Here is a 24894-nt window from a genome sequence, read left to right on the forward strand (position 1 = left end):
AATGGAAACAAACCAGAATAAAAAATCATGGCAGCATCTTTTTAGTGCTGCTGTGATTGTTGCTGCACTCGGGTATTTTGTAGATATATATGATCTCTTATTATTCGGAATTGTAAGAATCCCCAGTTTAACCGATTTAGGCCTGAACGAAGCAGAAAGATCAATAGAAGGTGCCAGCATTTTAAACTGGCAAATGGGTGGTTTATTAATCGGGGGTATTTTATGGGGAATTTTAGGCGATAAAAAAGGTCGTCTCTCCGTTTTATTTGGATCCATTATTACCTATTCAATCGCAAATTTTGCCTGTGGTTTTGTACAGGATGTTGCTGTTTATAAAGCACTGCGTTTTGTTGCAGGGATCGGCTTAGCCGGCGAACTCGGTGCAGGGATCACTTTGGTTTCCGAAAGCCTGCCAAAAAAATTAAGGGCAATTGGTACCTCGGTGGTGGCAGGTGTAGGGCTTTTAGGTGCAGTTGCAGCTTATTTTACGGTTGAACTTTTGAGCTGGCGGTATGCCTATTTTACTGGCGGCGTACTAGGGGTATTGTTATTGCTTTTAAGGATTGGTGTTTTCGAATCGGGCATATTTAAACAGATGGCCGAAAAGAGTGAATTGAAAAAAGGAGATTTTTTGTCTTTTTTTACAAACACGGGTCGTTTAAAACTTTATGCTAAATGTATAGGAATCGGTTTGCCAACGTGGTATGTAATCGGGATTTTAGCAACATTCAGCAATGAATTTGCTAAAGCTTTAGGTATACCTGAAGCTGTAAAGCCCGGTTTAGCTGTAATGTGGTGTTATATTGGTCTTGCAGCTGGCGATCTGTTGAGCGGCGTGATGAGTTATTACCTCTCCTCGAGAAAAAAAGCCGTAACCATTATGATGCTTTTTACGTTTATTGGTGCATTAATTTATCTCTATGCCGGAATTCAAAGCGCACAACTCTTATACCTGATGTGTTTATGGCTGGGTTTCGGAATCGGGTATTGGGCGATGTTTGTTACCATTGGGGCCGAACAGTTTGGTACCAACGTAAGGGCAACGGCGGCAACAACTATTCCGAACATGGTGCGCGGAACGGTTGTGCTCATGACTACACTGTATGCTTATTTAAAACCATTCGTGTTTGAGCTTCATGCTGCTGCTCTATTAGGGTTGATATGTTTTTCCCTGGGATTTTATTGTATCCTCACCATACCCGAAACAAGCGATAGAGACCTCGATTTTATTGAAGGTGATTAAATTCCTTGTGGTATGATTGCACAGATTTGATTGGGCATCTAAAACATTCCAGCATTTAAACATTCCAACCTTACAACATCCTACATGGCTGAGGAAAAATTAAGTAATCATTATTATATGGTTAAGTATAACGATTTAGTAAAACCTTTTACTAATTTTAAGATACTGAACCAAATAGATCATCAATCTTCCTCAAAAAACTATGAAAAAATTACAACTGCCGCTTTTCGTGGCCCTGGTACTCACCTTTAGTGCCTGTAAAAAAGAAACGCAACAAACTGAAAAATTTTCGGGCCCGAAATTAAAAGAAAATGTAAATCCAAATTCAGCATTATTAAGCTTTTCGCTTAATAACTGGATGGGCGTACTGGCCGACCAAAACAGTATTGCCACCCTGTCTATCCCCGGCACTCATGATTCTGGTGCTACTATCGAACCTGTTTCTGGTACGGCCAAATGTCAGAACCTGAGCATTGCCGATCAGTTAAATGCAGGTGTACGTTACCTTGATATACGTTGCAGGCACATTGATAATGCTTTTGCCATCCATCACGGAGCCATTTACCAGAACCTCAATTTTAATGATGTGTTGACTGCCTGCATTAACTTTTTGAACAGTCACCCAACCGAAGCCATTATTATGAGCGTGAAAGAGGAGCATACTCCATCGAACAATACCCGTTCTTTCGAACAGACTTTCGATTCGTATGTGCAGCAAAACGCCGGCAAATGGGATTTGGGGAATAACATCCCAACCCTAGGTAGTATCCGTGGAAAAATAAGACTGTTAAGAAGGTTCGGAGCATCTTCTCCAAAAGGGATTGATGCCACTGCCTGGGCCGATAATACCACTTTCGATATCAACAATTCGGCCGCCAGTTTAAAAATCCAGGATTTTTACAACGTCAACGATGTAAATACCAAGTGGGCAAGGATAGAAACCTTGTTGAATGAAGCAAAAAATGATACTTCGAATAAACTATACCTGAATTACGCAAGCGGATATAAGGCAGGTATTTTTAGTATCCCAAGTATTACTACGGTATCTAACGCTGTAAACCCAAAAATCACCACCTTTTTTACCAATAATACCCATGGTAAATACGGAATTATTCCGCTTGATTTTGTTGATTCAGGCCGTAGCCAATTAATCGTTAATACAAATTTCTAATCTAAAACCGTTTTGACTTATAGGTTCAGTGCGGCGCTTCTAAATGGAGGCGCCGTTTTGTTTATAGCCTATTGCACAAATTAACATGTATCCGTCGGTTTTTAACAATAACCGGTTTTTTCAACGATCTACCTTTGATGTATAAATTTTTAAAGATATGTCAGTTATTAAACCAAAATCAGTTGCAGGGATTTCCATTCCCGATAGTACGATTGCCAGCCAGGCAACAGAACTTTTATTGGAACATGGAACCGAATTTATTTACAACCATTCTTTACGTGTGTTTCTGTTCTCGTCGCTAAATGGAAAAAGAAATAACCTTAAATACGATCCGGAGTTACTTTATATAAGTTCTGTTTTTCACGATCTGGGTTTAACCAAAAAATACAGCAGCGTCGATCTGCGTTTCGAAGTTGACGGTGCGAACGCGGCAAGGGATTTTTTAAAAAGCCATGGTTTGCCAGCAGCATCCTTACAACTGGTTTGGGATACCATTGCCCTGCACACTACCATTGGCATCGCCGAGCATAAAGAAAATGAAGTAGCACTAATGTACAGCGGTGTCGGTTTGGATGTAATGGGCGAGGGTTACGAAAATCTTTCCGAATCCAATCGCCTGGAAATTATCGAAGCTTTTCCACGTAATGATTTTAAGAAGAATATTATCCCGACATTTTTTAGCGGTTTCGAACATAAAACGGAAACTACTTTTGGCAACATTAAGGCCGATGTATGTGCTTATATGATTCCGAATTTTCACCGCAAGAATTTTTGCGATTGTATTTTGCATTCTCCGTGGAGTGAATAGATTGATCGTCATCTCGACCGGAACATAGTGAAGTGGAGAGATCTATCTTGCATGATAGACCCTGAAACAAGTCCAGGGTGACGACTAGCTAGAAAGAGCTTCATCTCGACGACAGTTTCAATAAGCGGCCGTCATCTCGACCGAAACGCAGTGGAGTGGAGAGATCTGTCTCGGGATAGATTTCTCGATTTCGCTATGCTTCACTCGAAATGACGGTTTCTTAGTTTAACAAATTTCCTAAACTCCCATATTCACAAAATGCGTCCGGTAATCCTGTGGAGAAATAGCCGTGTTTTTTTTAAAAAAGTGGCTGAACTGATCCGGAGAACTAAAATTAAGCTGATAAGCAATTTCTTTTACCGGTTTCGACGAAAATTGAAGCGCACGTTTGGCTTCTGCAATCAATTGCCCGTTAATAAGGTCTTTGGCACCTTTGCCACTGCATTTTTTAGAAAGCTCGGTTAATTTTCTGGCCGATACACCCATTAAATTAGCATAATCGCCTACTTCATGCGAAGTTTGGTAATGCTGACTGATTAATTCGATAAAATTCCGGTAAAGTTTATTTTCATGACTATCTATTCCGGCCGTTAACGCTGCATTTACATTGGCAATTTTAATCATGATGATTTTTAAATAAGCGGCCAAAGCATCTAATTTATTCACATAATCTGCAGATGAAAATTCATCATACAAACTGCCAAACAAGGCATTTAAATGGGTATGATCATTTTCATTAAGAGATAACTGCTGGTTATTGGCTGCGTTATTAAACAGCACTGCCTTGCAGTTATTGGCACTCGAAGGACTTCTTTCCCAAAAACAATCTCCAAAACTCAGCTCAAAACCCGAAAAGCTGGTATTCTCATTAAAATTGATGATCTGGCCTTTGGCGATCAGAAAAATTTCCCGGCCGGTTAATTGAAAATGTTTCTCATCAATCCGGATTTCTCCTGAACCCTGTGATATCAGTAAAATCCTATGATAGGTTAAACGGTATGCTGAAGGATCGATTCGAAGATGATCCTCAATATGATTGATGGAGAAAGAATCCTTCAATTCTTTTTCCAGTTTTACACGCAAGGCCCTTGTCATCATGATTTATTCTGCATTAACATATACCCATGCGTTTTCGCCAGATTGCAGCTTAACCGAAATGCGTTTGTAATCATCTACCTCATATTCGTCGACCTGTTTTAACTCATTAGCTGTAATCTTAAAAACGGTTCCTTCAACTCTATCATCCGCATCGCCTGTAAAACGGATAATCGGATGTTGATTTGCCCCGCTCGAAGCCAGGACCTTTTCATCGGTAATTTTTACCCACGAAAGTTTATAGCCGGTTAATACATCCTGATGGCCTGTTAACAGCCTTCCAAAAGTATCCTGCTGAACATTTTCCTGTTGCAATGTTCCGTAAGAAAATAGGTTTTCGCTCATGGTTGGATCTGCGTTTAATGCCCATCCAAAGATAAATAATCAAATTTACTTATCCCCCCATTGTTCGCCTTAAACAGCAATGGCTTGTTCGGGGTTTTTGCTCAGTTCTTTACTCCTAAGCCTGCTCAGGGTTTCCAAACGCATGCCCAAATAGCTGGCCAGGTAACGCAGGGGTATTTTGTTTAGGTCTGTTTTTCTACTTTCTTCCATTTTCTGGTACCTGCGTGAGGCATTTGGAATTCTGGCCAATATTGCCCGTTCTGAGGCTGCGTGGTAATGTAAAGCCAAAAGTTTCCGGCCAACAATATTTGCCTCCTGGTAATTGGCATAAGCATATTCAATTAAAGTATAGGGAATACGGATCAGTTCGCAGTCTTCCAGTGCCTGTAAATACTCTACCGAATGATTTGATCCCTGGTCAGGATGACGGATAGCACCCACAATATTGTTCCCAAAACAGAACCAGGTGGTAATGTCTTTGTCGCCATCTTTTACAAAACCGCGCACAATACCGTTAACCACAAAATACAGTGCCGCATTATGATCGATAGGCGAAACAATGTGTTTATTCTTTTTTACCGCAACAGGGGTACACTGCATTTCATATTGTGCAACCAAAGCGCTGGAAATTTTATGATATTGTTCCATATATTGGATAAGTGGCCTTACAAAAGATTTGTTGTTGGGATTGAGCACCATATCATTAAGTTTAGGTTAAAAAGGGATTATTAAGTATGCCAATAATTTAATGTTGGTTACTTAAGTTAAGGTTATTATGACCAATTAAGGTATTCTGTCTGTACAAATTTTACAGATTATTCCTGATTGGTTTAAAATACATACGTTAAGTAAAAGAATAAGGTTTTCCCATATTTTCTAAAAAAGAATAAAACAGATTTATCAAAATGAAATTAAGCCTTTCATTTTGGTAGGGTACAGATGAAAAGTAGTATCATCTGAAAAAAAATAGTATTCAATAATCAGGTTTAAACCATGATTTAAGTAAGGATTGTGATTTAGGGCATTTGCTTTGTAATAGGCGCGGCATGAAATTTAATCATCATGGATAACCCTATCATTTTTGTGCGCATCGCCAATCAGAACGACGCACCTTATGCAGAAGAAATTATAACAGAAACAGAACAATCAGCCATTGCACGTGGCTCGGGTATTGCCAAAAGAACAGCAGCATCCGTAATCGAAAAAATGCGTGCTGGCAAGGCAGTTATTGCCCTAACCGATACCGGAGAATGGGTGGGGTTTGCCTATATCGAAACCTGGGAAGAAGGCCGTTTTGTATCCAACTCGGGATTAATTGTAGCCCCAAAATTCAGGAATTCGGGCGTAGCCAGATCCATCAAAGACAGGATTTTTAAAATGTCGAGAAGGTTGTACCCCAATTCAAAAATCTTTAGTATTACCTCTGGTCCGGCCATTATGAGGATGAATTCCAAACTCGGTTTTCTTCCGGTAAGTTTTGCCGAGATCACTCACGACGAGCATTTCTGGGAAGGCTGCAAAAGCTGTGTAAACTACGATATTTTAGAACGCAAGAAAAAATGTAACTGCCTTTGTACCGCTATGCTTTTTGATCCCGAATATTTTATCGATGCACAGCCTGTAGTGTACCAGCAAACAGAAATCTATCAGGAAGTAGCCCATTCTTAATCACCTAAGCACATCATCATGAATACCATTAGCAAAATACACCTCACCGAGGGTAATGATCTTAACCATTTATATCAGGAATCGGTCGAACTCCTTTCTAAATTGATTACCATCCCATCATTTAGCGGCGACGAAACACACACTGCCGACCACATTGAATCTTTTTTAAATCAGCATGGCGTTAATACCTTAAGAAAGCATAATAATGTATGGTGTTATAATAAATATATGGATGCGGCAAAGCCCACCATCCTTTTAAACTCCCATCACGATACGGTAAAACCTAACGGACAATATAGCCGCGATCCTTTTAGTCCGACTATTGAAAATGAAAAATTATATGGTTTGGGTAGCAACGATGCCGGTGGACCACTGGTATCGTTAATTGCTACCTTTTTATATTTCTTTGAACGGAAAGACTTGCCTTTTAACCTTTGTTTGGCCGCCACTGCCGAAGAAGAAACCTCGGGCGAATTGGGCATACGCGATATTTTGAGTGAGATTAAAGAAATTGCTTTTGCCATTGTTGGCGAACCTACCTGTATGCAAATGGCCATTGCCGAAAAAGGTTCGATGGTGATCGATTGTGTTGCCAAAGGGCGGTCAGGCCATGCCGCACGCGAAGAAGGCGATAATGCCATTTATCATGCTTTGAAAGATATCGAATGGTTTAAAAACCATTTATTTCCGATTATGGATGGTGAACCGCAGCCTGTAAAAATGACGGTGACGGAAATTAAAGCAGGCATTCAGCATAATATTGTACCCGGTGAATGCAGCTTTACTGTTGATATCCGTTTCGACCACAATTATACCGAAAGGGAAATTGTAAATACCATCATTAACCATACTTCATGCGATTTTTCGCTAAGGCCAAATGTTTTAAAACCTTCTTATATCGATATTCTTCATCCTTTGGTGGTGGCCGGAATTTCTTTGGGAAGAAAAACGTATCTCTCACCCACAAGTTCGGATCAGGGATGGCTGGATATGCCATCCATTAAAATGGGACCGGGCAATTCTGCACGGTCGCACACAGCTGATGAGTTTATCGGCATTGAAGAGATTGAAGAAGGAATTGATATTTATATCAGTTTGCTGGAATCGCTGTCATTCTGAACCTCCGCGAAGGCTCGTTTCTAACGAGCTTTGTAATAGGATATCGTTTGCAACGATAAAATCGTGCGACTATTTATGCACTCGTTTGGAAACGAGCGCAAGCATGCAAGACCCTGAAACAAGTTCAGGGTGACAACTTAATAAAAATGAGCGTCATCTCGACTGAAACGCAGTGAAATGGAGAGATCTAATCTAGCATGAAAGACCCTGAAACAAATTCAGGGTGACGACTTAATAAAATGAGCGTCATCTCGACTGAAACGCAGTGAAATGGAGAGATCTAATCTTGCATGAAAGACACTGAAGCAAGTTCAGGGTGACGGCCCTCGGAAAGGATCGTCATCTCGACTGGAGCAAAGCGGAATGGAGAGATCTATCTCGAGACAGATTTAGCTTCGCTGAGAACTATGTGGTTCTCGGCTGCGTTGCACTCCGCTCGAAATGACGGAATAAAGAGAGTTTCGCTAAAGCCAGAAGAGAGGTTTAACCCTGCATGAAAGACACTGAAGCAAGTTCAGGGTGACGGCCCTTCAAAAGCCCTCCCCGCAATAACGGATAATTCCCACAATGAAAAAAACCTTTCCAAAATGGAAGGGTTTTTTTATGCCTAAAATTTATTTAGTAAGTAATATTTAAAATAATTAATTGATAATCAAATAATTAACTAATTATTTTCTTTTGTTGGTACAAGTTTGGCTAATGGCATACAAAATCATTAGAATCATGACAATACTACTTTTTTTAATCCTTGTACTGCTCTGCTGGGCTACTTACAAATCAATCGACTGGTTCGAAAAAATCTAACATTATGATCGCATTATTCATTATCGCCATCGCCGTATTTATCTATATGATTTACGTGCTGATCAAACCCGAAAAATTTTAATCCTTCCTCCTTTTTGGAGGGCAATTAACAAATCAAAAAATGAACACTGAATTAACAGGCATTATCGCCACCTTCCTGCTTACCCTGGTTATCGCAATACCATTGGGTAAATACCTGGCCAAGGTTTTTGCAGGAGAAAAAGTCTGGACAGACTTTTTAAAACCATTGGAAACTGGTATTTATAAGCTTTCCGGCATTAACGTAAAAGAACAAATGAACTGGAAGCAGCAGATGAAAGCCTTGCTTACCATTAATATATTGTGGTTGTTCTATGGCTTTTTCGTACTCATCTTTCAGGATAAACTTCCCTTCAATCCGGACGGAAATCCGGGGATGACACCCGATCTGGCTTTCAACACCATTATCAGCTTTGTTGCCAACTGTAACCTGCAGCATTATTCAGGCGAGAGTGGCGTAAGTTACCTCACACAGCAATTTGTACTGATGTTCCTTCAGTTTGTAAGTGCGGCAACGGGTATAGCCGCTGCGGTGGTATTTTTTAAAGCATTCAGAGATAAAACAACTACTCAATTGGGCAATTTCTGGGAGTTCTTTGTAAAATCGATCACCCGTTTATTGTTACCATTATCGGTTATAGTAGCCTTGATTTTAACTTTTAACGGTACACCTGCAAGTTATGAGGGTAAAGACAAATTTATTTCTTTACAGGGCGATACAGTAAATGTTTCGAGAGGACCTGCTGCACAAATGATTGCCATTAAACACTTAGGTACCAACGGTGGGGGCTATTTCGGCGCCAATTCGGCACATCCATTCGAAAATCCGAGCTACTTTACCAATATGGTTGAGCTGATTGCGCAAGTGATCATTCCTATTGCAATGGTAATTGCCTTTGGTTATTTCATCCGCAGGAAAAAATTAGCCTGGACCATTTTTGGCGTTATGACTATTGGTCTGTTTATGTTGCTTATCCCGATGCTCAGTTCCGAATTGGGCGGAAATCCAGCTTTAGCTAAAATGGGAATTTCACAATCAACGGGAGCTATGGAGGGTAAGGAAGTACGTTTTGGTCCGGCTGCCTCCGCTTACTGGGCAACTGTGACGACAATTATCTCTACCGGATCGGTAAACAGCATGCACGACAGTACCATGCCGATGTCAGGTACATGGCAATTACTTGGAATGATGATCAACTCATTTTATGGTGGTTGTGGGGTAGGTTTATTAAACTACTTTATTTACCTGATTGTTGCCGTATTTATTTCGGGCCTGATGGTGGGCAGAACGCCGGAGTTTCTCGGCCATAAAGTAGAAGCAAGAGAGATTAAAATCGCCGCCATGATTACCTTGTTAAGTCCGTTTTTAATCCTTGCCGGAACAGCCATTGCCAGTTACATTTTTACCAGTCATGGTGATGCAGCCTGGGCCGTTCAACCTAAAAACTGGCTCAATAACCCTGGTTTCCATGGATTTTCTGAAATGTTGTATGAAATGACTTCATCCAATGCCAACAATGGTTCGGGTTTTGAAGGGCTGGGCGATAACAATATCTTTTGGAATTTATCAACCGGTATTGTGATTTTCCTTGGCCGTTTCCTACCAATTATTGGTCCGGTGGCGATTGCAGGTTTATTAGGTGCCAAAAAATTCATTCCCGAATCGGCTGGTACACTTAAAACAGATACCAAAACCTTTGCCCTGATGACTTTTGCGGTAATTCTGGTATTGAACGCATTATCTTATTTCCCTGCACTGGCATTAGGTCCATTGGCAGAATACTTTACACACTAAAATGGAAAAGGTAAGATGGATGATGGGAAATGGAAAGTTAACCATTAACTCCTACATCATCCATTTTACATCATCCATCATACAAAAATCAATATGGAAAAGGTAAGATGGGAAATGGGGAATTAACCTTTCCATCATCCATTTTACATCTTCCATCATACATAAAAATAAAAACATGAAACCCAATAATAAATTGTTCGAACCTGCCTTAGTGCAGACCGCACTAAAACAATCTTTCATTAAGCTCGATCCAAGGGCGATGGTCCGCAACCCGGTAATGTTTACCGTAGAGATCGGAACCCTGGTGATGGCTTACGTTACCGTATATTCTTTCAGCCACAGTGGCCAGGGATCTCCATTATATAACTTCTTTATCTTTTTGGTGCTATTGCTTACCGTGCTGTTTGCAAACTTTGCCGAAGCCATTGCCGAAGCAAGAGGTAAAGCACAGGCCGATAGTTTACGTAAAACCAGGGAAGAGACACCGGCCAAAGTACTTTTGGCAAATGGTACCATTGAGATCCGTTCTTCAAACCAGTTAAAAAAAGGAGATGTATTTGTCTGCGAAGCCGGCGACACCATCCCTACCGATGGAGAAATTATCGAAGGGATTGCCACAATCGACGAATCGGCCATCACCGGCGAATCGGCTCCGGTAATCCGCGAATCAGGTGGTGATAAATCTTCGGTAACAGGCGGTACAAAAGTTTTGTCAGACGAAATCAAAGTTCAGGTGAGTACTGCTCCCGGCGAAAGCTTTTTAGATAAAATGATTGCCCTGGTTGAAGGTGCATCACGTCAGAAAACACCAAACGAAATTGCCTTAACCATTTTACTGGCGAGTTTTACCCTGGTATTCATCATTGTATGCGTAACCTTAAAACCTTTTGCCGATTACGCCAATACACCGATTACCATTGCTGCATTGATTTCACTTTTTGTGTGTTTAATCCCAACCACCATCGGCGGACTTTTATCGGCCATTGGTATTGCAGGGATGGACAGGGCATTAAGAGCCAACGTAATTACCAAATCGGGTAAAGCGGTAGAAACTGCCGGTGATATTGATGTGCTGCTTCTGGATAAAACCGGAACCATCACGATTGGTAACCGTAAAGCCACCAATTTTTACCCAACCGCGGGTGTAAACATTAAAGCTTTTACCGATGCCTGCGTATTAAGCTCTTTGGCCGATGAAACCCCGGAAGGAAAATCAATCATCGAGCTGGCTGCCGAGCAGGGTGTTAAATCTGCCGGAACTCCGGAGGGATCTGCATTTATCAAGTTTACTGCCGAAACCCGTTCGAGCGGATTGGATACTGCAGACGGAAGGAGGATCAGAAAAGGTGCTTTCGATTCGATCAGGAATATCGTGCAGAAAGCCGGAAATAATTTCCCTTCTGATATCGAAAACCACGTAAAAACCATCGCCACCAATGGCGGAACACCGCTAGTGGTATCTGAAAACGAAAAAGCCCTTGGTGTAATCGAATTACAGGATATCATTAAACCGGGCATCAGCGAACGTTTCGAACGTCTACGTAAAATGGGTGTTAAAACGGTAATGGTTACCGGAGATAATCCTTTAACCGCTAAATATATCGCTGAAAAAGCAGGTGTTGATGATTTTATCGCTGAGGCTAAACCAGAAGATAAAATGAACTACATCAAAGATGAGCAGGCATTGGGTAAACTGGTGGCCATGATGGGCGATGGTACAAATGATGCCCCTGCTTTGGCACAGGCCGATGTTGGTGTAGCCATGAACAGTGGAACCCAAGCTGCAAAAGAAGCCGGTAACATGGTGGATCTGGATAACGACCCTACCAAACTGATCGAGATAGTTGAAATCGGTAAACAATTGCTGATTACCCGTGGTACACTAACCACTTTCTCTATCGCTAACGATGTAGCCAAATATTTTGCCATTGTGCCAGCATTGTTTATTGCATCAATTCCAGCTTTGCAAAGCCTGAATATTATGGGGCTACATTCACCAGAATCGGCAATTATGTCGGCAGTGATTTTTAACGCCATCATTATCCCGATCCTGATTCCACTGGCGCTAAAAGGTGTGGCTTACAAACCCATCGGTGCAACCGCTTTATTACGCCGTAATCTATTTATATACGGTATAGGCGGTGTGGTAGCCCCATTTATTGGTATTAAAATAATCGATTTATTGGTCGGCTTATTTGTGTAAAGAAAAATGTCATGCTGAGCGCAGCGAAGCATCTGCAGGCGATGATGAAGTTGCTTAAAACCAGTAGTGCCTGATCAAAGATCCTTCGACAGGCTCAGCATGACAACAATAAAAATTTAAAAAATAAAAAGATGAAAAAGTACATCATTCAATCTATCCGCTTAACACTTGTATTATTGGTGTTATTATGCGTAATATATCCAATCACAGTGGCCTTTATCGGTAAAATGTCTAAAGGAAATGGTGGAGGAGAAAAAATCACCAAAAACGGTAAAACTGTAGGTTATGTCTTGTTGGGACAATCGTTTACCAAACCACAATATTTCTGGGGAAGACCATCGGCAGTTGCTTACAATGCAGCAGGTTCTGCAGGTTCTAACAAGGGTCCATCTAACCCCGATTATTTAAAAGAGGTTCAAACCCGTATCGATACTTTATTGAAATACAATCCGGGGCTTAAAAAATCAGATATCCCGGCTGATATGGTTACCGCATCAGGAAGCGGACTTGATCCGAATATTTCTGAACAAGGTGCCGCTATTCAAATCCAGAGAGTTGCTGCAGCCCGTAAAATCGATGTAAAAAAGGTAAAAGAACTGGTTGCCATGAATACCCTTAAACCTTTCATGGGTGTTTTTGGCCCTTCATCAGTAAATGTGCTGAAACTGAACCTTGCCCTTGATGAACTTTAACTTAAGCTTTTCCTCCCAAAGTCGTCATTGCGAAACCAATTTTTCATTGGTTGAAGCAATCTTTATTGAAAGCTTATGATAGCAAAATAGATTGCTTCGTCATTCTTCCTCGCAATGACGACCGCGGGGGAGCTTTAACAAAAAACAATATCTCAAAACAATAACAATAGCGATGCATTTGGTCCCCAATAACAAATGAGGACCTCATGCTTTGCCCAATAAAAACAATCAGATAAAATGAAAAAACTATTATTATTTGCCGCTACACTTACTACTGCCATCTTAGCTAAAGCACAGGACGAACCTAAAATTAAAGTAAGCGGATACCTTGAAGCCTATTATGGATACGATTTTAATAAACCGACTGATCATAACCGCCCTGGTTTTATCTATTCGCATAACCGTGCAAATGAGGTGAACCTGAACCTGGGTTTTATCAAGGCTGCTTATGATAGCGGAATGATCAGGGCTAACTTAGCGGTAATGGCCGGGACTTATACCAATGCCAATCTTGCTGCCGAACCTGGTGTATTGAAAAACATTTTTGAGGCCAATGCAGGTGTGAAATTATCCAAAACAGAAAACCTTTGGATTGATGCCGGTATATTTTCATCGCACATTGGTTTCGAAAGTGCCATTTCTAAAGATTGCTGGGTACTTACGAGGAATATCTCATCAGAAAATACCCCTTATTACGAATCGGGGGCAAAAATTACTTATGGTACCAAAGATGGAAAATTTACAGCTACCGCATTGTATTTAAACGGATGGCAGCGCATAACACGCCAGAACGGTAATGATAAGCCTGCCGGTGGACTACAATTAACCTGGAAACCAACCGACAAAATTACGGTAAACTACAGCAATTATTTAGGTGCTGAAGGTGCTGATTCGGTTCGGGTTAACAGGTTTTACCATAACGTATACGGAATTTTCCAGCTTACCGATAAGTTCGGCCTAACGCTTGGCTTTGATTACGGAACCCAGCAAAAACAAAAAGGCAGCAGCGATAAAAGCGAAATCATTTCTCCAGTAGCCATTGCCCAATACAAATTTGCCCCAAAATGGGCTGTTGCAGGCAGATTTGAATATTATGAAGATAAAAACGGAATTTTTATCGCCACTGGTACACCACAGGGCTTCAAAACCAAAGGTTATTCGCTTAACCTCGATTATTCGCCAATAACAAATGCGGTAATCAGGCTGGAGGGAAAAGCTTACGATAGTAAAGACAAAATATTTGCCCGCGAAGGTGCTGCGGTTAATGCCAATGCAAGCGTAACGGCAAGTATAGCGGTGTCGTTTTAATCCACCAGGTTTTCGTCATTGCGAGAAGGCTTTTTCAGCCGACAAAGCAATCTTACAACAATCGCTACCTGGCGTGCGCATTAAGATTGCTTCGTGCCTCGCAATGACGACCCTTTTATTGATTTTGTTAATCGTAGCGCAGTTGAGATGATGACGAACATTAAAAAATAAATAAAATAATGCATCCCTACATAGAAATCTTATTCAGTCTGTTTTTAGCATTGCTAGGCGTGTTAATGATGAGAAAATTAAGCTCGTTAAAAAGTAAAAGAGCATCTGCTATAAAAAAAAGTTATGCTACAGAAAAATACTTTAAACTGCTTTTTAACAAGATTTCCTTTAGATTTATGGTTGTATTATTCACCTTAGTGATGATTATTGCCATTACGCTGTTAATAGAAAACGGAATAATGAGCGTTAGCTGGTAAATAACCATGGATGAGCAAAAAGAAGAATCGGTAAAGCACTTTTTGGATCTGGTGAAAAAATCCAGGCGTGGCAAACTGAAAATCTACATCGGTATGAGTGCAGGTGTGGGCAAAACTTACCGCATGCTGCAAGAATCTCATGCATTGTTGCGTAACGGTGTCGATATTTGTATTGGTTATGTAGAAACCCATAGAAGAGTAGAAACAGAAGCGCTTGTTGCAGGTTTACCGCTAATTCCCAGGCGGAAAATCTTTTATCGCGGTAAGGAAATAGAAGAAATGGATCTCAAGGCGATCCTGAACCGCCATCCCGAAATTGTAATTGTTGACGAGCTTGCCCATACCAACGCCGAAGGCAGCAAAAACAGCAAACGCTGGCAGGATGTTTTCGATTTGCTCGAAGCAGGCATCAGCGTAATTTCGGCGGTAAATATCCAGCATTTAGAAAGTATAAACGAAGAAATTGAACAAATTACCGGTATTGCGGTTACCGAGCGGATACCTGATAAAATACTCGAACTGGCCGATGAAATTGTAAACATCGATCTTACCGCCGATGAACTGGTTACCCGGTTAAAAGAGGGGAAAATTTACGATCAATCGAAAATCGAAAGGGCGCTGGGTAACTTTTTCCAGTCGGATAAAATCCTCCAACTGCGCGAACTGGCCCTAAAAGAAGTGGTACACCAGGTAGAGCGGAAAATCCAGACCGAAATTCCCAAATCAATTAAACTCCGGCCCGAACGTTTTTTAGCCTGTATCTCCTCTAATGCAGAAACCGCCGGTGTGGTGATTCGCAAAACGGCAAGACTGGCTTCTTATTACCGTTCACCATGGATGGTGTTATACGTGCAGAGTGATAGTGAAAGTATGGAACGCATTAAACTCGATAAGCAGCGCCACCTGATTAACCATTTTAAACTGGCTACCGAACTCGGAGCAGAAGTAATTAAAATAAAAAGCAATGCCGTTACCAAAACCATTATCGATATCGCTACCGAAAAGGAAGTTACCACGATATGTATCGGAAAACCCCATCTCAATATTTTTCAGGTGATTTTACGTACTGCCGTTTTTAATGGGCTATTGAAAAACCTGGCGATGAAGGATATTGATCTGATAATACTTTCATAAGCGAAAACTTATCATTCAAAGAGTGTTTTGTTCCAATCGCAGTGAGATTGACCTGATATTTCAAATCCAACAGCAGCGAACATCCCGTCCCGATTTTACATCGGGATTAGGCGGGATAAAGCAAATGGCGGGACTGTTGTCTCCATGAGCAACTGCACACTCATTTTCTGATTATTAAAAAATCCTTGTTGGTAATAAGTTTGGGGAGTACAATTTTTCTAAAATTTCTCAAAACTATATCCTTTTACATGGGTTGAAATAATAGGACCTATGGAAAGCGATATGGAAAAAAAAGATACTCAAACACATTTAATTAACGAAATTACGACTACCGGATTGCAAACCGCAGCTAAGAAACTGGGGGCTTCGGCAAGTAAGAAACAGATCAGAAAAGGCGTTTCTAAAAATATCAGTTTAATAGATGAGTTGTTACGCATTGCTTTAATTAAGAGTAAGGATCCGTCAAAACGGGATCAGAGGAATATAGAATTTGTTGGTTTAGGTATAATTGCTGCACATGCTTTTTACCGTGGCTTTAAACGAAAAAAACGCCTGTTGATTTTTGAGGGTATTTTCTTAACTGCGGCACTTGGCGGAGTGTTACTGGCCATACAACTTAAAGCAGTGAGAAGGCAGATAGTTTAGATATTCTATATAAAAAAAAAAACTTTATTGCTAAGGTCGATTAATTGCAATATTGTACAATTGTTGGGATAGTTATATCCTTAAAAAAAGACCGTCATCCCGATCAGAACGCAGTTCCAGATATTTGTGAGATAGCTCTAATCTTCATTAAAGACCCTGAAACAAGTTCAGGGTGACGACTCGCCAAAAAACCGTCATTTCGACCCGAGCATCATATAGTGTAGATATCTACACTATATCGCACTCTGGTATTATTGATGTATATCATAATTGGTTTACAACAAGTTATTTATGTTCATTGAATTTACGCCCAGTCAGGCCAAGGCACTGCATCAACGTTCACCATAATTCCGGCCTAACAAATTTTTCGGGCTCCACAGACCAAGCCAACTTACTGGCTGCCAAAGAAAAATTTTCAGCCGGTGTTTTATTAATAAGCTGTTTATCTTTTTTATTTGCATTAATGAGCTCGGCAAGCCTCGGTTTTGGTTCTTTTTGACGCCAAAAAGAAGGAGCCCTTCGGCGGCGGCGAGCCGAGGCAAGACTGAGCTGCATGGCAAAAAATCAATTATTTACGTCAATAATGTTGACTTTTATGCAGTAAATTTTCCTCGAAATGATGAAACCTCTTTTACACCAACAACGAACCACCATCAACATAAATCACCTGGCCGGTACCATATTGTTGTTTCATGGTGTATAAAAATGTTTGTGCAATATCGCCTGCATCTCCAACACGTTTTACCGGCAAACTTTCGCCAACTCCTGTGTACAGGTTGTTTCGGTCTTCTTCGCTCATGCTGTTCCATAAATTGGTTTTAACCACACCCGGTGCTACCAGATTTACCCTTACAGGAGCCAATTCTACAGCCATGGCACGGGTAAAACCTTCCATGGCGGCACATATACTGGCAGCTATGCCCCAGCCGGCGCCTGGCCTCGGGCTTGCAGTACCTCCCGTTAAATTAACAGAACCTCCGGCTTTTATTTTTTTCGATGCATATTTAACTGCCGCAAAAGCACCCCAATACCTTAAATTAAAAAAAGTGCGGGCTTCATCGATATTGGTTTCATCAATGGTATGCAAAGTCAGGTTTTCGCCGGCAGTATATACCAGGTGATCGAAATTTTCAACAGCATCGAAGAAATTTTTAATGTTTTCTTCTTTGCTCAAATCAACCGATACGCCACTACAATTTTCGGGTAATAATTTTAATGCTTCATTAATCCTGTTCTGATTGCCCGAAACAATAATCACTTTTGCTCTGTTGTATGCTGCAGCTTCTGCTGTTGCAAAACCTAAACCAGAGCTTCCACCTAATATAATCACTGTTTTGCCTTCCAGTGTAAATTCATTTGCTTTTATTTTCATGATATTATAAATTAATATGCAAATTTTAGGTTATCTGCAGCCAATCTACTTACCAATTGGTAAAATCGATTATAGCTTATATTTTTGTAAAACCTAATTTCTCCAATAAGCAATCTAATGTCCAGCCCACTAATCAGCTTCCTAAACCAATACCAATCGTTTTCTGTAAAGGAAGCACAACGGATTGAAGCGGCTTTTAACCCCAGGTTATTAAAAGAAGGGGAACAACTTACGGAGCCTGGAAGTATATGCAGGGAACTCTTTTTTATAACAGATGGCGTATTGCGGATTGTGATGCGGAATGAGAAAGGAAATGAAGTAACGCACTATTTTTTAAAGGAAAACCAGTTTTGCACCATATTAAATAGTTTTCATAATCAGGTACCGGCCGAAGAATGCATACAGGCGGCCTGTAATACCGCGGTTTTTTGTATCAATAGGACAGCACTTTTTAAACTTTACAAAGAGGTGCCCGGACTTCTAAAACTGATCGATCAGATTACGCAACAGGCGCTGATTGATAAAATTAATATCCGTAATGCTTATTTAGGTCAGGATTCGGCAAGCAGGTACCGATTATTTCTGGCCAAACAGGCTGATATTGCGCGCCGTGTATCTTTAACAGATACTGCTTCTTATCTGGGAATTACCCCGCAATCTTTATCTCGGATCAGAAAACAGTCCTAACTTAAACACATAAGTTGTAAAAGTACTATTGCTTAAATAAATCATATTTCGGGTAAAACATTATCTCTGTTCTGGTGTTAAATTTTATTGCTGATCACTTAATGGGTAGAGAATTTAACTATGGGGAAAAAGATATGTTTATTGGAGGATGATGAGGGAATACGTGAGATTATCGAAATGATATTAACCGATGAACATTACGAAGTATATGGTTTCTCAAACGTAAAGGATTTTATGGCCTTTGAGGATAAAGGATCTCAGGATTTATACCTGCTTGATGTACGCCTGCCCGATGGCAGCGGACTAATGGTTTGCGATGACCTGAAAAATAATGAAAGCACTAAAAGCATCCCCATTATGATGATGAGTGCCCATGCCAGCCTGAATGAAATGAAGCATACTTGTAAGGCCGAAGAATTTATTGCCAAGCCTTTCGACATTTTCGATTTACTTAAAAAAGTTGACCAGCAATTAAGCAAAAGGAATTAATTTCATCTAACGGCATTGGTGAATACATTTTTTACCACAATTGCACGTAGAAATACACGGGGATTAACCTGCATGGGTAAAATTACACCCCATTATACACATTACATTTTACCTTCCTTATTCCATTTTAGCATATTGTTATGACACATTTTTGCCAAAAATTTATTCAGTTTGTATATCCCCGCGGGTAATACCTGTTCGGTTATCAACATAATTTAAAAAACGAAAAATGGATTTACAATTAAAGAATAAAACAGCTTTTATAAGCGGCTCTACCGCAGGTATTGGATTCGCAATTGCCGAAAGTTTATTAAAAGAAGGTGTAAAGGTAGTTATCAATGGCCGATCGCAGGAAAGTGTAAATGATGCGGTGAAAGCATTGGAAAAAATTGCGGGCAGCGGAACGGTTTTGGGCATTGCGGCCGATTTTTCAAGGGTTGAAGAAGTAAATGATCTGATTACACAGCTGCCTGAAATCGATATCCTGATCAATAATGCAGGTATTTTTGAACCCACGCCTTTTGAAGAAATCAGCGATGAAGATTGGTTCAGGTTTTTTGAAGTAAACGTAATGAGCGGCATTCGTTTATCGCGTGAATTATTTCCTAAAATGTTAAAGAAAAACTGGGGAAGGATTATTTTTATTTCGAGCGAATCGGCCGTATTTATTCCTGATGAAATGATCCACTACGGTATGACTAAAACTGCACAGTTAGCCGTTAGTCGTGGCTTGGCTGAATTAACAAAAGGAACACAGGTAACCGTAAATTCAATTTTACCCGGTCCAACCAAATCAAAAGGTGTGGGAAGTTTTATTGAAGATTTAGCCAAAAAAGGAAATATTATCATTGCAGAAGTAGAGTCCGATTTCTTTAAAAACATGCGCCCAACCTCATTGTTGCAACGTTTTCTGGATGTAAGTGAAATTGCAAATGCGGTAACATTTTATTCAAGTCCGCTCGCTTCTGGTACCAATGGTGCATCCATCAGGGTAGAAGGTGGTTTGGTACGGTCGATATTATAATAAAGATTATCATCCTGAGCGTAACATCTAAAATTCTTCACTGCGTTCAGGATGATATATTCGTATTCAGTGTTTTCCGTGCATCCTTGGCAAGCAAACAAATAGATCCTTACACTGGAGTTGCACTCCGCTCGAAATGACGGTAATTTACTGGGATTAGTTGCAGAACCTTTCCAGAGATTAATATTGATTTTAAAGAATAATTAACGTTGGATGGACAAACGGATTCCATTGTCAGTCTTCGAGCCTCCAACACCCATATTTGTGACTATTTCACTATATTTGATTATCAATACCTCACCTTATGTTGTTATTCGCCGTACCACTATATTTTATTGCCTTTTTAGGCTGGCTTGCTTACAGTGCATTTGTAACAAAGAACCTTAAACAGAATATGCCGGTGGTTTATTTTGGTGGCGTATTTAGTTTGATCTGGATCGTAATGGTAACAATCGCATACATTTAAAAAACAATTCAGGTGGCACAAAAACTAGAAGTATGGCAAAGAGGGCCACTGCCCGATATTGATCCATTATTACAGCCTGTTGCACATGCACTTATACAGGCAAGGGAAGAAATTGAGGAATACATGCACGAATTTCCGGTAGCATTACTTTGGGAACGCCCGGCGGGTATGGCATCTACCGGGTTTCATCTTCAGCATTTAAGTGGCGTACTGGATCGGGTATTTACCTATGCCAGGGCCGAAGGGTTATCTGAATTTCAGTTTGCCCAACTGGCAGAAGAAGGTAAGGATAGTGCAGCAGGGTATACTATAGCTGATCTGGTTAACCGGTTTAACCGGCAGGTTGATCTGGCTATGGATCAGCTAAGAACAACAGACATCAGCACATTGCCCGATTTTAGGGGCGTTGGCCGCGTTAAACTTCCTTCAACAGTTATCGGCCTCCTTTTCCATGCAGCCGAACATACCATGCGGCATGTTGGCCAGTTAATGGTTACCGCTGCGGTAGTGAAAAACTAAGGTGTTTTTAGCAATGAAAACACCACAATCATTATGCTCACGATGATGCGAAGGACACAAAATCTGTCCCCTGATATCGTCATCTCCATTGGAGCGAACCGCACTGGATAGATTTATCGAGGTCGTTATCTCAATTGCAGTAAGCCATTTATTCTCTCGGCCAGGTAAAGGCGTAACGAACAATCAGAATGGTGATTATACTTTCTACGATGGCCAGGAAAACATAAAATGCACGCCATTCGGTTAAGGAAGTACAAGCAATCAAAATCATGATTGCACTATACATAAGCCCGAAAAAGATATTTAAAATCCTGTTGAGCCGGGGTTTCAATACAATGGAAATAAAAACCATTAACGCCGGAATGGCCAGTAATACTGCCGCAGCTAAAAGTTTTGACGGACTGTTAAGCAGGTTGTTTCCGCTAATTAATCCCCTTACTTTGTGTGGTACATACAGTTCGAAATAATCACCGTATAGATAACAAAGTGTTACTGCGGCCCAAAGTGCCGATAGCTTAATTTTAGGGTTAATTTCGAAATCTTTAAGTACAGGTTTGTTCATATCTCCAAGCATATAAATCGTTGTTTCTTTCTTGACGATAGGAAATGGAAATGGGTTGCAAGGCTTTTAAAATTTTTAGCCACAGATTACACAGGTATTTTTCTGCGCATCTGTGGCGTAGTTAAAAGGTTTAGAAATAAACGGCTCTCATATCTTCAAGCAAACCGGTCTGTTTAGGTTCCCAGTTTAAGGTTTCGCGGGTAATCTTGTTAGAGGCTGGACAATCGATACCTGCAAAACCGGTAAACCATCCGAAGTGTGCGGCTGCCTCTGCCTGGGGGACAGTTATAATAGGCAGGTTAAGCTCCTTACCGATAATTTCTGCAATTTCTTTAAAAGCAATACCTTCTTCATCCACACCATGAAACCTGGCATACGGTTTGGCATTTTCTAAAGCTAGCCTGTACAGAACGGCCGCATCAAGGCGGTGTACACCTGTCCAACGGTTTAAGCCTTCGCCAATATATGCCGAGGCACCTTTTTCTTTGGCCAAATCAATTAACAGTGGAATAAATCCATGGTCGCCAGCATCGTGTACCGAGGGCGATAAGCGGATTACTGAAGTCCGCACACCTTGATAAGCCAATGCATCGGCTGCCGGTTCTGATTGGCGTGGATGAATGGAAGCACCCGGTGTTGCAATAATATCTTCGGTAGCTAAACGGCCAGGACTTACCAGGGCGGTACCAGACGTAATGATAAATGGTTTATCAGTGCCCAATAGTGTTGCGCCCATGGTTTCGATGGCAATTTTGTCTACCTCGCACATTTCCTTAAAACGCGAAAAATCGTGAATAAAACCTGTATGGATTATCCCATCAGCTGCGGCGGCACCACTACGCAGACTATCTAAATCGGTAAGGTCGCCGCGATGCACTTCGGCACCAGCTGTAATTAATGCATTGGCCGAGGCTTCGGAACGGGCCAGACCTAAAACCTGGTGACCATTATTGATTAATTCTTTAACTACTGCGGAACCTACAAAACCTGTGGCTCCTGTTACAAATACACGCATGGTTGATATTTTATTTAAAACAAATGATTTAATTTTTGAATAAAACAAATATCGTTCGTGTCAGGAAGAAGGATTTAGCCAAATCAGCTGATGTTGTAGCCAAAACCGGATAGGGCTCACCCAATGATACATGGTGATTTTTTTGGAAAGCAAAAACAGAAGCTCTTGGGTTGCTGTGGGTCCCGCTTTCCGTTTGTAGTGCCGGCGAAAAGCCCGCAGCTACCACTGCAATCGGGTTTAGGGGGCAGGGGATGTGCTACTATTTAGGGTTTTGCCCCGTATAAAGTACCTCTGCGAATATCTTAGGAATCAGCGGGAAACCGATGACAGATCTCTCATGTATTCTCCCGCAGATCTAAGGCGATTTCCGCTAATAGATATGGATTTTTTAGTGGTAAGTTTTTGGGAAAGCGAAAACAGAAGCTATTGGGTTTAGGTAGCTGGGGATGTGGTACTATTTGGGGTTTCCTGCGTAAAGTAGCTCTGTGAATATCTCCGGAATCAGCGGGAAACCGATGACAGATTTCTCATATATTCTCCCGTAGATTTAAGGCGATTTCCGTTAATAGATGTAGATTTTTTAGTGATAAGTTTTTTGGGAAAGCAAAAACAGAAGCCCTTGGGTTGCTGTAGTTCCCGCTTTCCGTTTGTAGTACCGGCGAAAAGCCGGCAGCTACCACTGCAATCGGGTTTAGGGAGCAGGGGATGTGGTGCTATTTAGGGCTGCTATTGCCGAAAAAACTATTGGCATCATGTTTAACCTTTAATAATTGCAGGTGCATTGCCCAATAAACCAGATTGAAATGAAAAGCCCGTAAACGAGGAACGAGTGCAGACTTGTAATGAAAAGCAGGACGAACATTAAAAAGAACCAGAGGCCCTGCTTTTCAAAAAAAAGAAAAATAATTTATAGTGAACTCACCGTTTCCTCAACCTCCAGATCTTCTGTTTGATGAATGTGTGTACGGTACATGTTCCCCCAATCAGACATGGCATTGAGCATATCTTTCATCGTACGGCCCAGGTCGGTTAAGTTATATTCTACCCGTGGAGGCACTTCGGGGAAAACCACGCGGCTAATGATCTGGTCTTTTTCCAGCTCCCTTAATTGTGCCACCAGCATCCGTTCGGATATGCCCACAATATCTTTTTTTAACTCGCCATAACGCATGGTGCCATAAGAAAGTCGGCATAATATAGCGGGTTTCCAGCGGCCCCCAATTACAGCTAAAGATGCCGACATGCCGCAGGTATCGATCATCATTTTTTCATTCAATGCGTTGGTTGAAGTCTCTTTTCTCATTTCTAACTTTTTTGTTAGTACCTAACAATTTGTTGCTTACCCTCAAATATAAAGTATCTGTTTTAATTTAGCATAAAATTTAGAAAATCAGATGAAAAAATTAACAGATAAAATAGCCCTTGTTACCGGTGGAAGCAGGGGTATTGGCGCCGCAATAGTAAAAAGATTAGCTGTCGAAGGTGCAAAAGTTGTATTTACCTATGCCAATTCGCCCGAAAAGGCAGAGGCGGTTGTTGCCGATGTTAAAGCAGCCGGAGGCGAGGCATTGGCGATTAAAGCCAGCAGTGCAATTCCTGTTGAAGTAACTGCAGCAGTAACTAAAACCATTGCCGATTTTGGTCGTGTGGATATCCTTGTCAATAATGCAGGAATCTATATTGGTAAGGCTTTTGAAGAGCATACACTTGAAGATTACAATGATATTATGGCGATCAACGTTCAGGCGGTTTTTGTAGCGGCTTTGGCTGCGGTAAAAGGAATGCCCGAAGGTGGCAGGATTATTACCATTGGCAGTAACATGGGCGATAATGCCATTGGACCTGAAACTACCTTGTATACCATGAGTAAATCGGCATTACAGGGTTTTACCCGCGGTCTGGCCCGCGATTTGGGCGCACGTAAAATTACCGTAAACCTTGTTCAGCCCGGACCAACCAATACAGATATGAACCCGGCAGATGCACCTCTGGCCGATTACTTAAAAACACGTATGGCATTGCCAGAATATGGTACGGTTGAGGATATTGCTTCTTTTGTGAATTTTATCGCAAGCGACGAAGCCAAATACATTACCGGTTCGTTTTTAACCATTGATGGTGGATTGAACGCTTAGGGAACAGTTGAGATAAGTTCCCATTAACAGACTTTAAATGCAAATCGTCATCTCGACCGGAGCATCGCGGAGCGGAGAAATCCATCAATAGATTTCTCGACTGCGTCGCACTCCGCTCGAAATGACGA

At 41.0% G+C, this 24894-nt stretch carries 27 protein-coding genes; 19 read left to right on the plus strand and 8 right to left on the minus strand.

What is annotated here, in order from left to right:
- Position 1 precedes the first annotated feature (1 nt).
- The 3 genes from DRW42_RS18705 to DRW42_RS18715 all read left to right on the plus strand — a co-directional run bounded on the left by DRW42_RS18705 (position 2) and on the right by DRW42_RS18715 (position 3222).
- Complete coding sequence (locus DRW42_RS18705; protein WP_113950357.1) at positions 2–1243, plus strand: MFS transporter; 1242 nt, start codon at positions 2–4, stop codon at positions 1241–1243.
- Between the two features lie 202 nt (positions 1244–1445).
- The gene (locus DRW42_RS18710; protein ID WP_113950358.1) at positions 1446–2414 is read left to right on the plus strand and encodes a phosphatidylinositol-specific phospholipase C; all 969 of its coding nucleotides are present in this window, start codon (positions 1446–1448) and stop codon (positions 2412–2414) included.
- A 157-nt stretch (positions 2415–2571) separates the two neighbouring features.
- Positions 2572–3222 carry an HD domain-containing protein gene (locus tag DRW42_RS18715; protein WP_113950359.1) on the plus strand — a complete coding sequence of 217 codons (651 nt, stop codon included), beginning with the start codon at positions 2572–2574 and terminating at the stop codon, positions 3220–3222.
- A gap of 237 nt (positions 3223–3459) precedes the next feature.
- Here DRW42_RS18715 and DRW42_RS18720 read toward each other — a convergent pair whose 3' ends face one another.
- The 3 genes from DRW42_RS18720 to DRW42_RS18730 form a co-directional block, all read right to left on the minus strand.
- Positions 3460–4320: a helix-turn-helix domain-containing protein gene (locus DRW42_RS18720; protein ID WP_113950360.1), complete on the minus strand. Its 861-nt coding sequence runs from the start codon at positions 4318–4320 to the stop codon at positions 3460–3462.
- A gap of 3 nt (positions 4321–4323) precedes the next feature.
- Positions 4324–4662, minus strand: a complete 339-nt coding sequence (locus DRW42_RS18725) for a gamma-glutamylcyclotransferase family protein (protein ID WP_113950361.1) — start codon at positions 4660–4662, stop codon at positions 4324–4326.
- A gap of 69 nt (positions 4663–4731) precedes the next feature.
- Positions 4732–5361, minus strand: coding sequence for a Crp/Fnr family transcriptional regulator (locus tag DRW42_RS18730; protein ID WP_113950362.1), 630 nt, complete (start codon positions 5359–5361; stop codon positions 4732–4734).
- Positions 5362–5724: 363 nt separating this feature from the next.
- Between DRW42_RS18730 and DRW42_RS18735 the strand changes: the two genes are divergently transcribed.
- From DRW42_RS18735 to DRW42_RS18780, 10 genes are all read left to right on the plus strand, one after another.
- Positions 5725–6330 carry an N-acetyltransferase gene (locus DRW42_RS18735; protein WP_208643592.1) on the plus strand — a complete coding sequence of 202 codons (606 nt, stop codon included), beginning with the start codon at positions 5725–5727 and terminating at the stop codon, positions 6328–6330.
- Positions 6331–6348: 18 nt separating this feature from the next.
- Entirely contained in the window at positions 6349–7449 is a 1101-nt protein-coding gene (locus DRW42_RS18740) for a M20/M25/M40 family metallo-hydrolase (RefSeq protein ID WP_113950363.1), read from the plus strand.
- Between the two features lie 808 nt (positions 7450–8257).
- Positions 8258–8335: a potassium-transporting ATPase subunit F gene (locus DRW42_RS18745; RefSeq protein ID WP_082035969.1), complete on the plus strand. Its 78-nt coding sequence runs from the start codon at positions 8258–8260 to the stop codon at positions 8333–8335.
- 39 nt (positions 8336–8374) lie between these two features.
- On the plus strand, positions 8375–10087 hold the full coding sequence (gene kdpA / locus DRW42_RS18750; protein WP_113950364.1) for a potassium-transporting ATPase subunit KdpA: 1713 nt from the start codon (positions 8375–8377) through the stop codon (positions 10085–10087).
- Between the two features lie 175 nt (positions 10088–10262).
- Complete coding sequence (kdpB, locus tag DRW42_RS18755) at positions 10263–12290, plus strand: potassium-transporting ATPase subunit KdpB (protein WP_113950365.1); 2028 nt, start codon at positions 10263–10265, stop codon at positions 12288–12290.
- A 131-nt stretch (positions 12291–12421) separates the two neighbouring features.
- Entirely contained in the window at positions 12422–12982 is a 561-nt protein-coding gene (locus DRW42_RS18760; protein ID WP_113950366.1) for a K(+)-transporting ATPase subunit C, read from the plus strand.
- A gap of 237 nt (positions 12983–13219) precedes the next feature.
- A complete protein-coding gene (locus DRW42_RS18765) occupies positions 13220–14290 on the plus strand; it encodes a porin (protein WP_113950367.1) in 1071 nt (356 codons plus the stop codon).
- Positions 14291–14469: 179 nt separating this feature from the next.
- Positions 14470–14718, plus strand: a complete 249-nt coding sequence (locus tag DRW42_RS18770) for a hypothetical protein (protein ID WP_147243777.1) — start codon at positions 14470–14472, stop codon at positions 14716–14718.
- A gap of 6 nt (positions 14719–14724) precedes the next feature.
- Complete coding sequence (locus DRW42_RS18775) at positions 14725–15852, plus strand: sensor protein KdpD (protein WP_113950369.1); 1128 nt, start codon at positions 14725–14727, stop codon at positions 15850–15852.
- 270 nt (positions 15853–16122) lie between these two features.
- Positions 16123–16497: a hypothetical protein gene (locus DRW42_RS18780; protein ID WP_113950370.1), complete on the plus strand. Its 375-nt coding sequence runs from the start codon at positions 16123–16125 to the stop codon at positions 16495–16497.
- Positions 16498–16836: 339 nt separating this feature from the next.
- Here DRW42_RS18780 and DRW42_RS18785 read toward each other — a convergent pair whose 3' ends face one another.
- Together DRW42_RS18785 and DRW42_RS18790 are read right to left on the minus strand one after the other, a co-directional pair.
- Positions 16837–17052 (minus strand): hypothetical protein, encoded by a 216-nt coding sequence (locus tag DRW42_RS18785; RefSeq protein WP_113950371.1) that lies wholly within the window; start codon positions 17050–17052, stop codon positions 16837–16839.
- Positions 17053–17128: 76 nt separating this feature from the next.
- The gene (locus DRW42_RS18790) at positions 17129–17869 is read right to left on the minus strand and encodes an SDR family oxidoreductase (RefSeq protein ID WP_113950372.1); all 741 of its coding nucleotides are present in this window, start codon (positions 17867–17869) and stop codon (positions 17129–17131) included.
- Positions 17870–17986: 117 nt separating this feature from the next.
- On the opposite strand from DRW42_RS18790, the gene DRW42_RS18795 reads away from it, so the two are divergent.
- The 5 genes from DRW42_RS18795 to DRW42_RS18810 all read left to right on the plus strand — a co-directional run bounded on the left by DRW42_RS18795 (position 17987) and on the right by DRW42_RS18810 (position 21054).
- Positions 17987–18556, plus strand: coding sequence for a Crp/Fnr family transcriptional regulator (locus tag DRW42_RS18795; RefSeq protein ID WP_113950373.1), 570 nt, complete (start codon positions 17987–17989; stop codon positions 18554–18556).
- A gap of 120 nt (positions 18557–18676) precedes the next feature.
- A complete protein-coding gene (locus tag DRW42_RS18800) occupies positions 18677–19045 on the plus strand; it encodes a response regulator (protein WP_113950374.1) in 369 nt (122 codons plus the stop codon).
- Positions 19046–19274: 229 nt separating this feature from the next.
- Positions 19275–20069 (plus strand): SDR family NAD(P)-dependent oxidoreductase, encoded by a 795-nt coding sequence (locus DRW42_RS18805; RefSeq protein ID WP_113950375.1) that lies wholly within the window; start codon positions 19275–19277, stop codon positions 20067–20069.
- A 304-nt stretch (positions 20070–20373) separates the two neighbouring features.
- Positions 20374–20535, plus strand: coding sequence for a hypothetical protein (locus tag DRW42_RS28840; RefSeq protein ID WP_158544367.1), 162 nt, complete (start codon positions 20374–20376; stop codon positions 20533–20535).
- A gap of 12 nt (positions 20536–20547) precedes the next feature.
- The gene (locus DRW42_RS18810) at positions 20548–21054 is read left to right on the plus strand and encodes a DinB family protein (protein ID WP_113950376.1); all 507 of its coding nucleotides are present in this window, start codon (positions 20548–20550) and stop codon (positions 21052–21054) included.
- A 148-nt stretch (positions 21055–21202) separates the two neighbouring features.
- Here the strand turns inward: DRW42_RS18810 and DRW42_RS18815 are convergent, their stop codons facing one another.
- From DRW42_RS18815 to DRW42_RS18825, 3 genes are all read right to left on the minus strand, one after another.
- Positions 21203–21616, minus strand: coding sequence for a DUF6326 family protein (locus DRW42_RS18815; RefSeq protein WP_167437815.1), 414 nt, complete (start codon positions 21614–21616; stop codon positions 21203–21205).
- 130 nt (positions 21617–21746) lie between these two features.
- The gene (locus DRW42_RS18820) at positions 21747–22631 is read right to left on the minus strand and encodes an SDR family oxidoreductase (RefSeq protein WP_113950463.1); all 885 of its coding nucleotides are present in this window, start codon (positions 22629–22631) and stop codon (positions 21747–21749) included.
- Positions 22632–23538: 907 nt separating this feature from the next.
- Positions 23539–23934, minus strand: coding sequence for a winged helix-turn-helix transcriptional regulator (locus DRW42_RS18825; protein WP_113950378.1), 396 nt, complete (start codon positions 23932–23934; stop codon positions 23539–23541).
- A gap of 91 nt (positions 23935–24025) precedes the next feature.
- Here DRW42_RS18825 and DRW42_RS18830 point away from each other — a divergent pair, with 91 nt between their 5' ends.
- Entirely contained in the window at positions 24026–24766 is a 741-nt protein-coding gene (locus tag DRW42_RS18830; protein WP_113950379.1) for an SDR family oxidoreductase, read from the plus strand.
- The last annotated feature ends 128 nt before the right edge of the window (positions 24767–24894 follow it).

The organism is Pedobacter miscanthi (assembly GCF_003315595.1).
In the GTDB taxonomy this organism is placed as follows: domain Bacteria; phylum Bacteroidota; class Bacteroidia; order Sphingobacteriales; family Sphingobacteriaceae; genus Pedobacter; species Pedobacter miscanthi.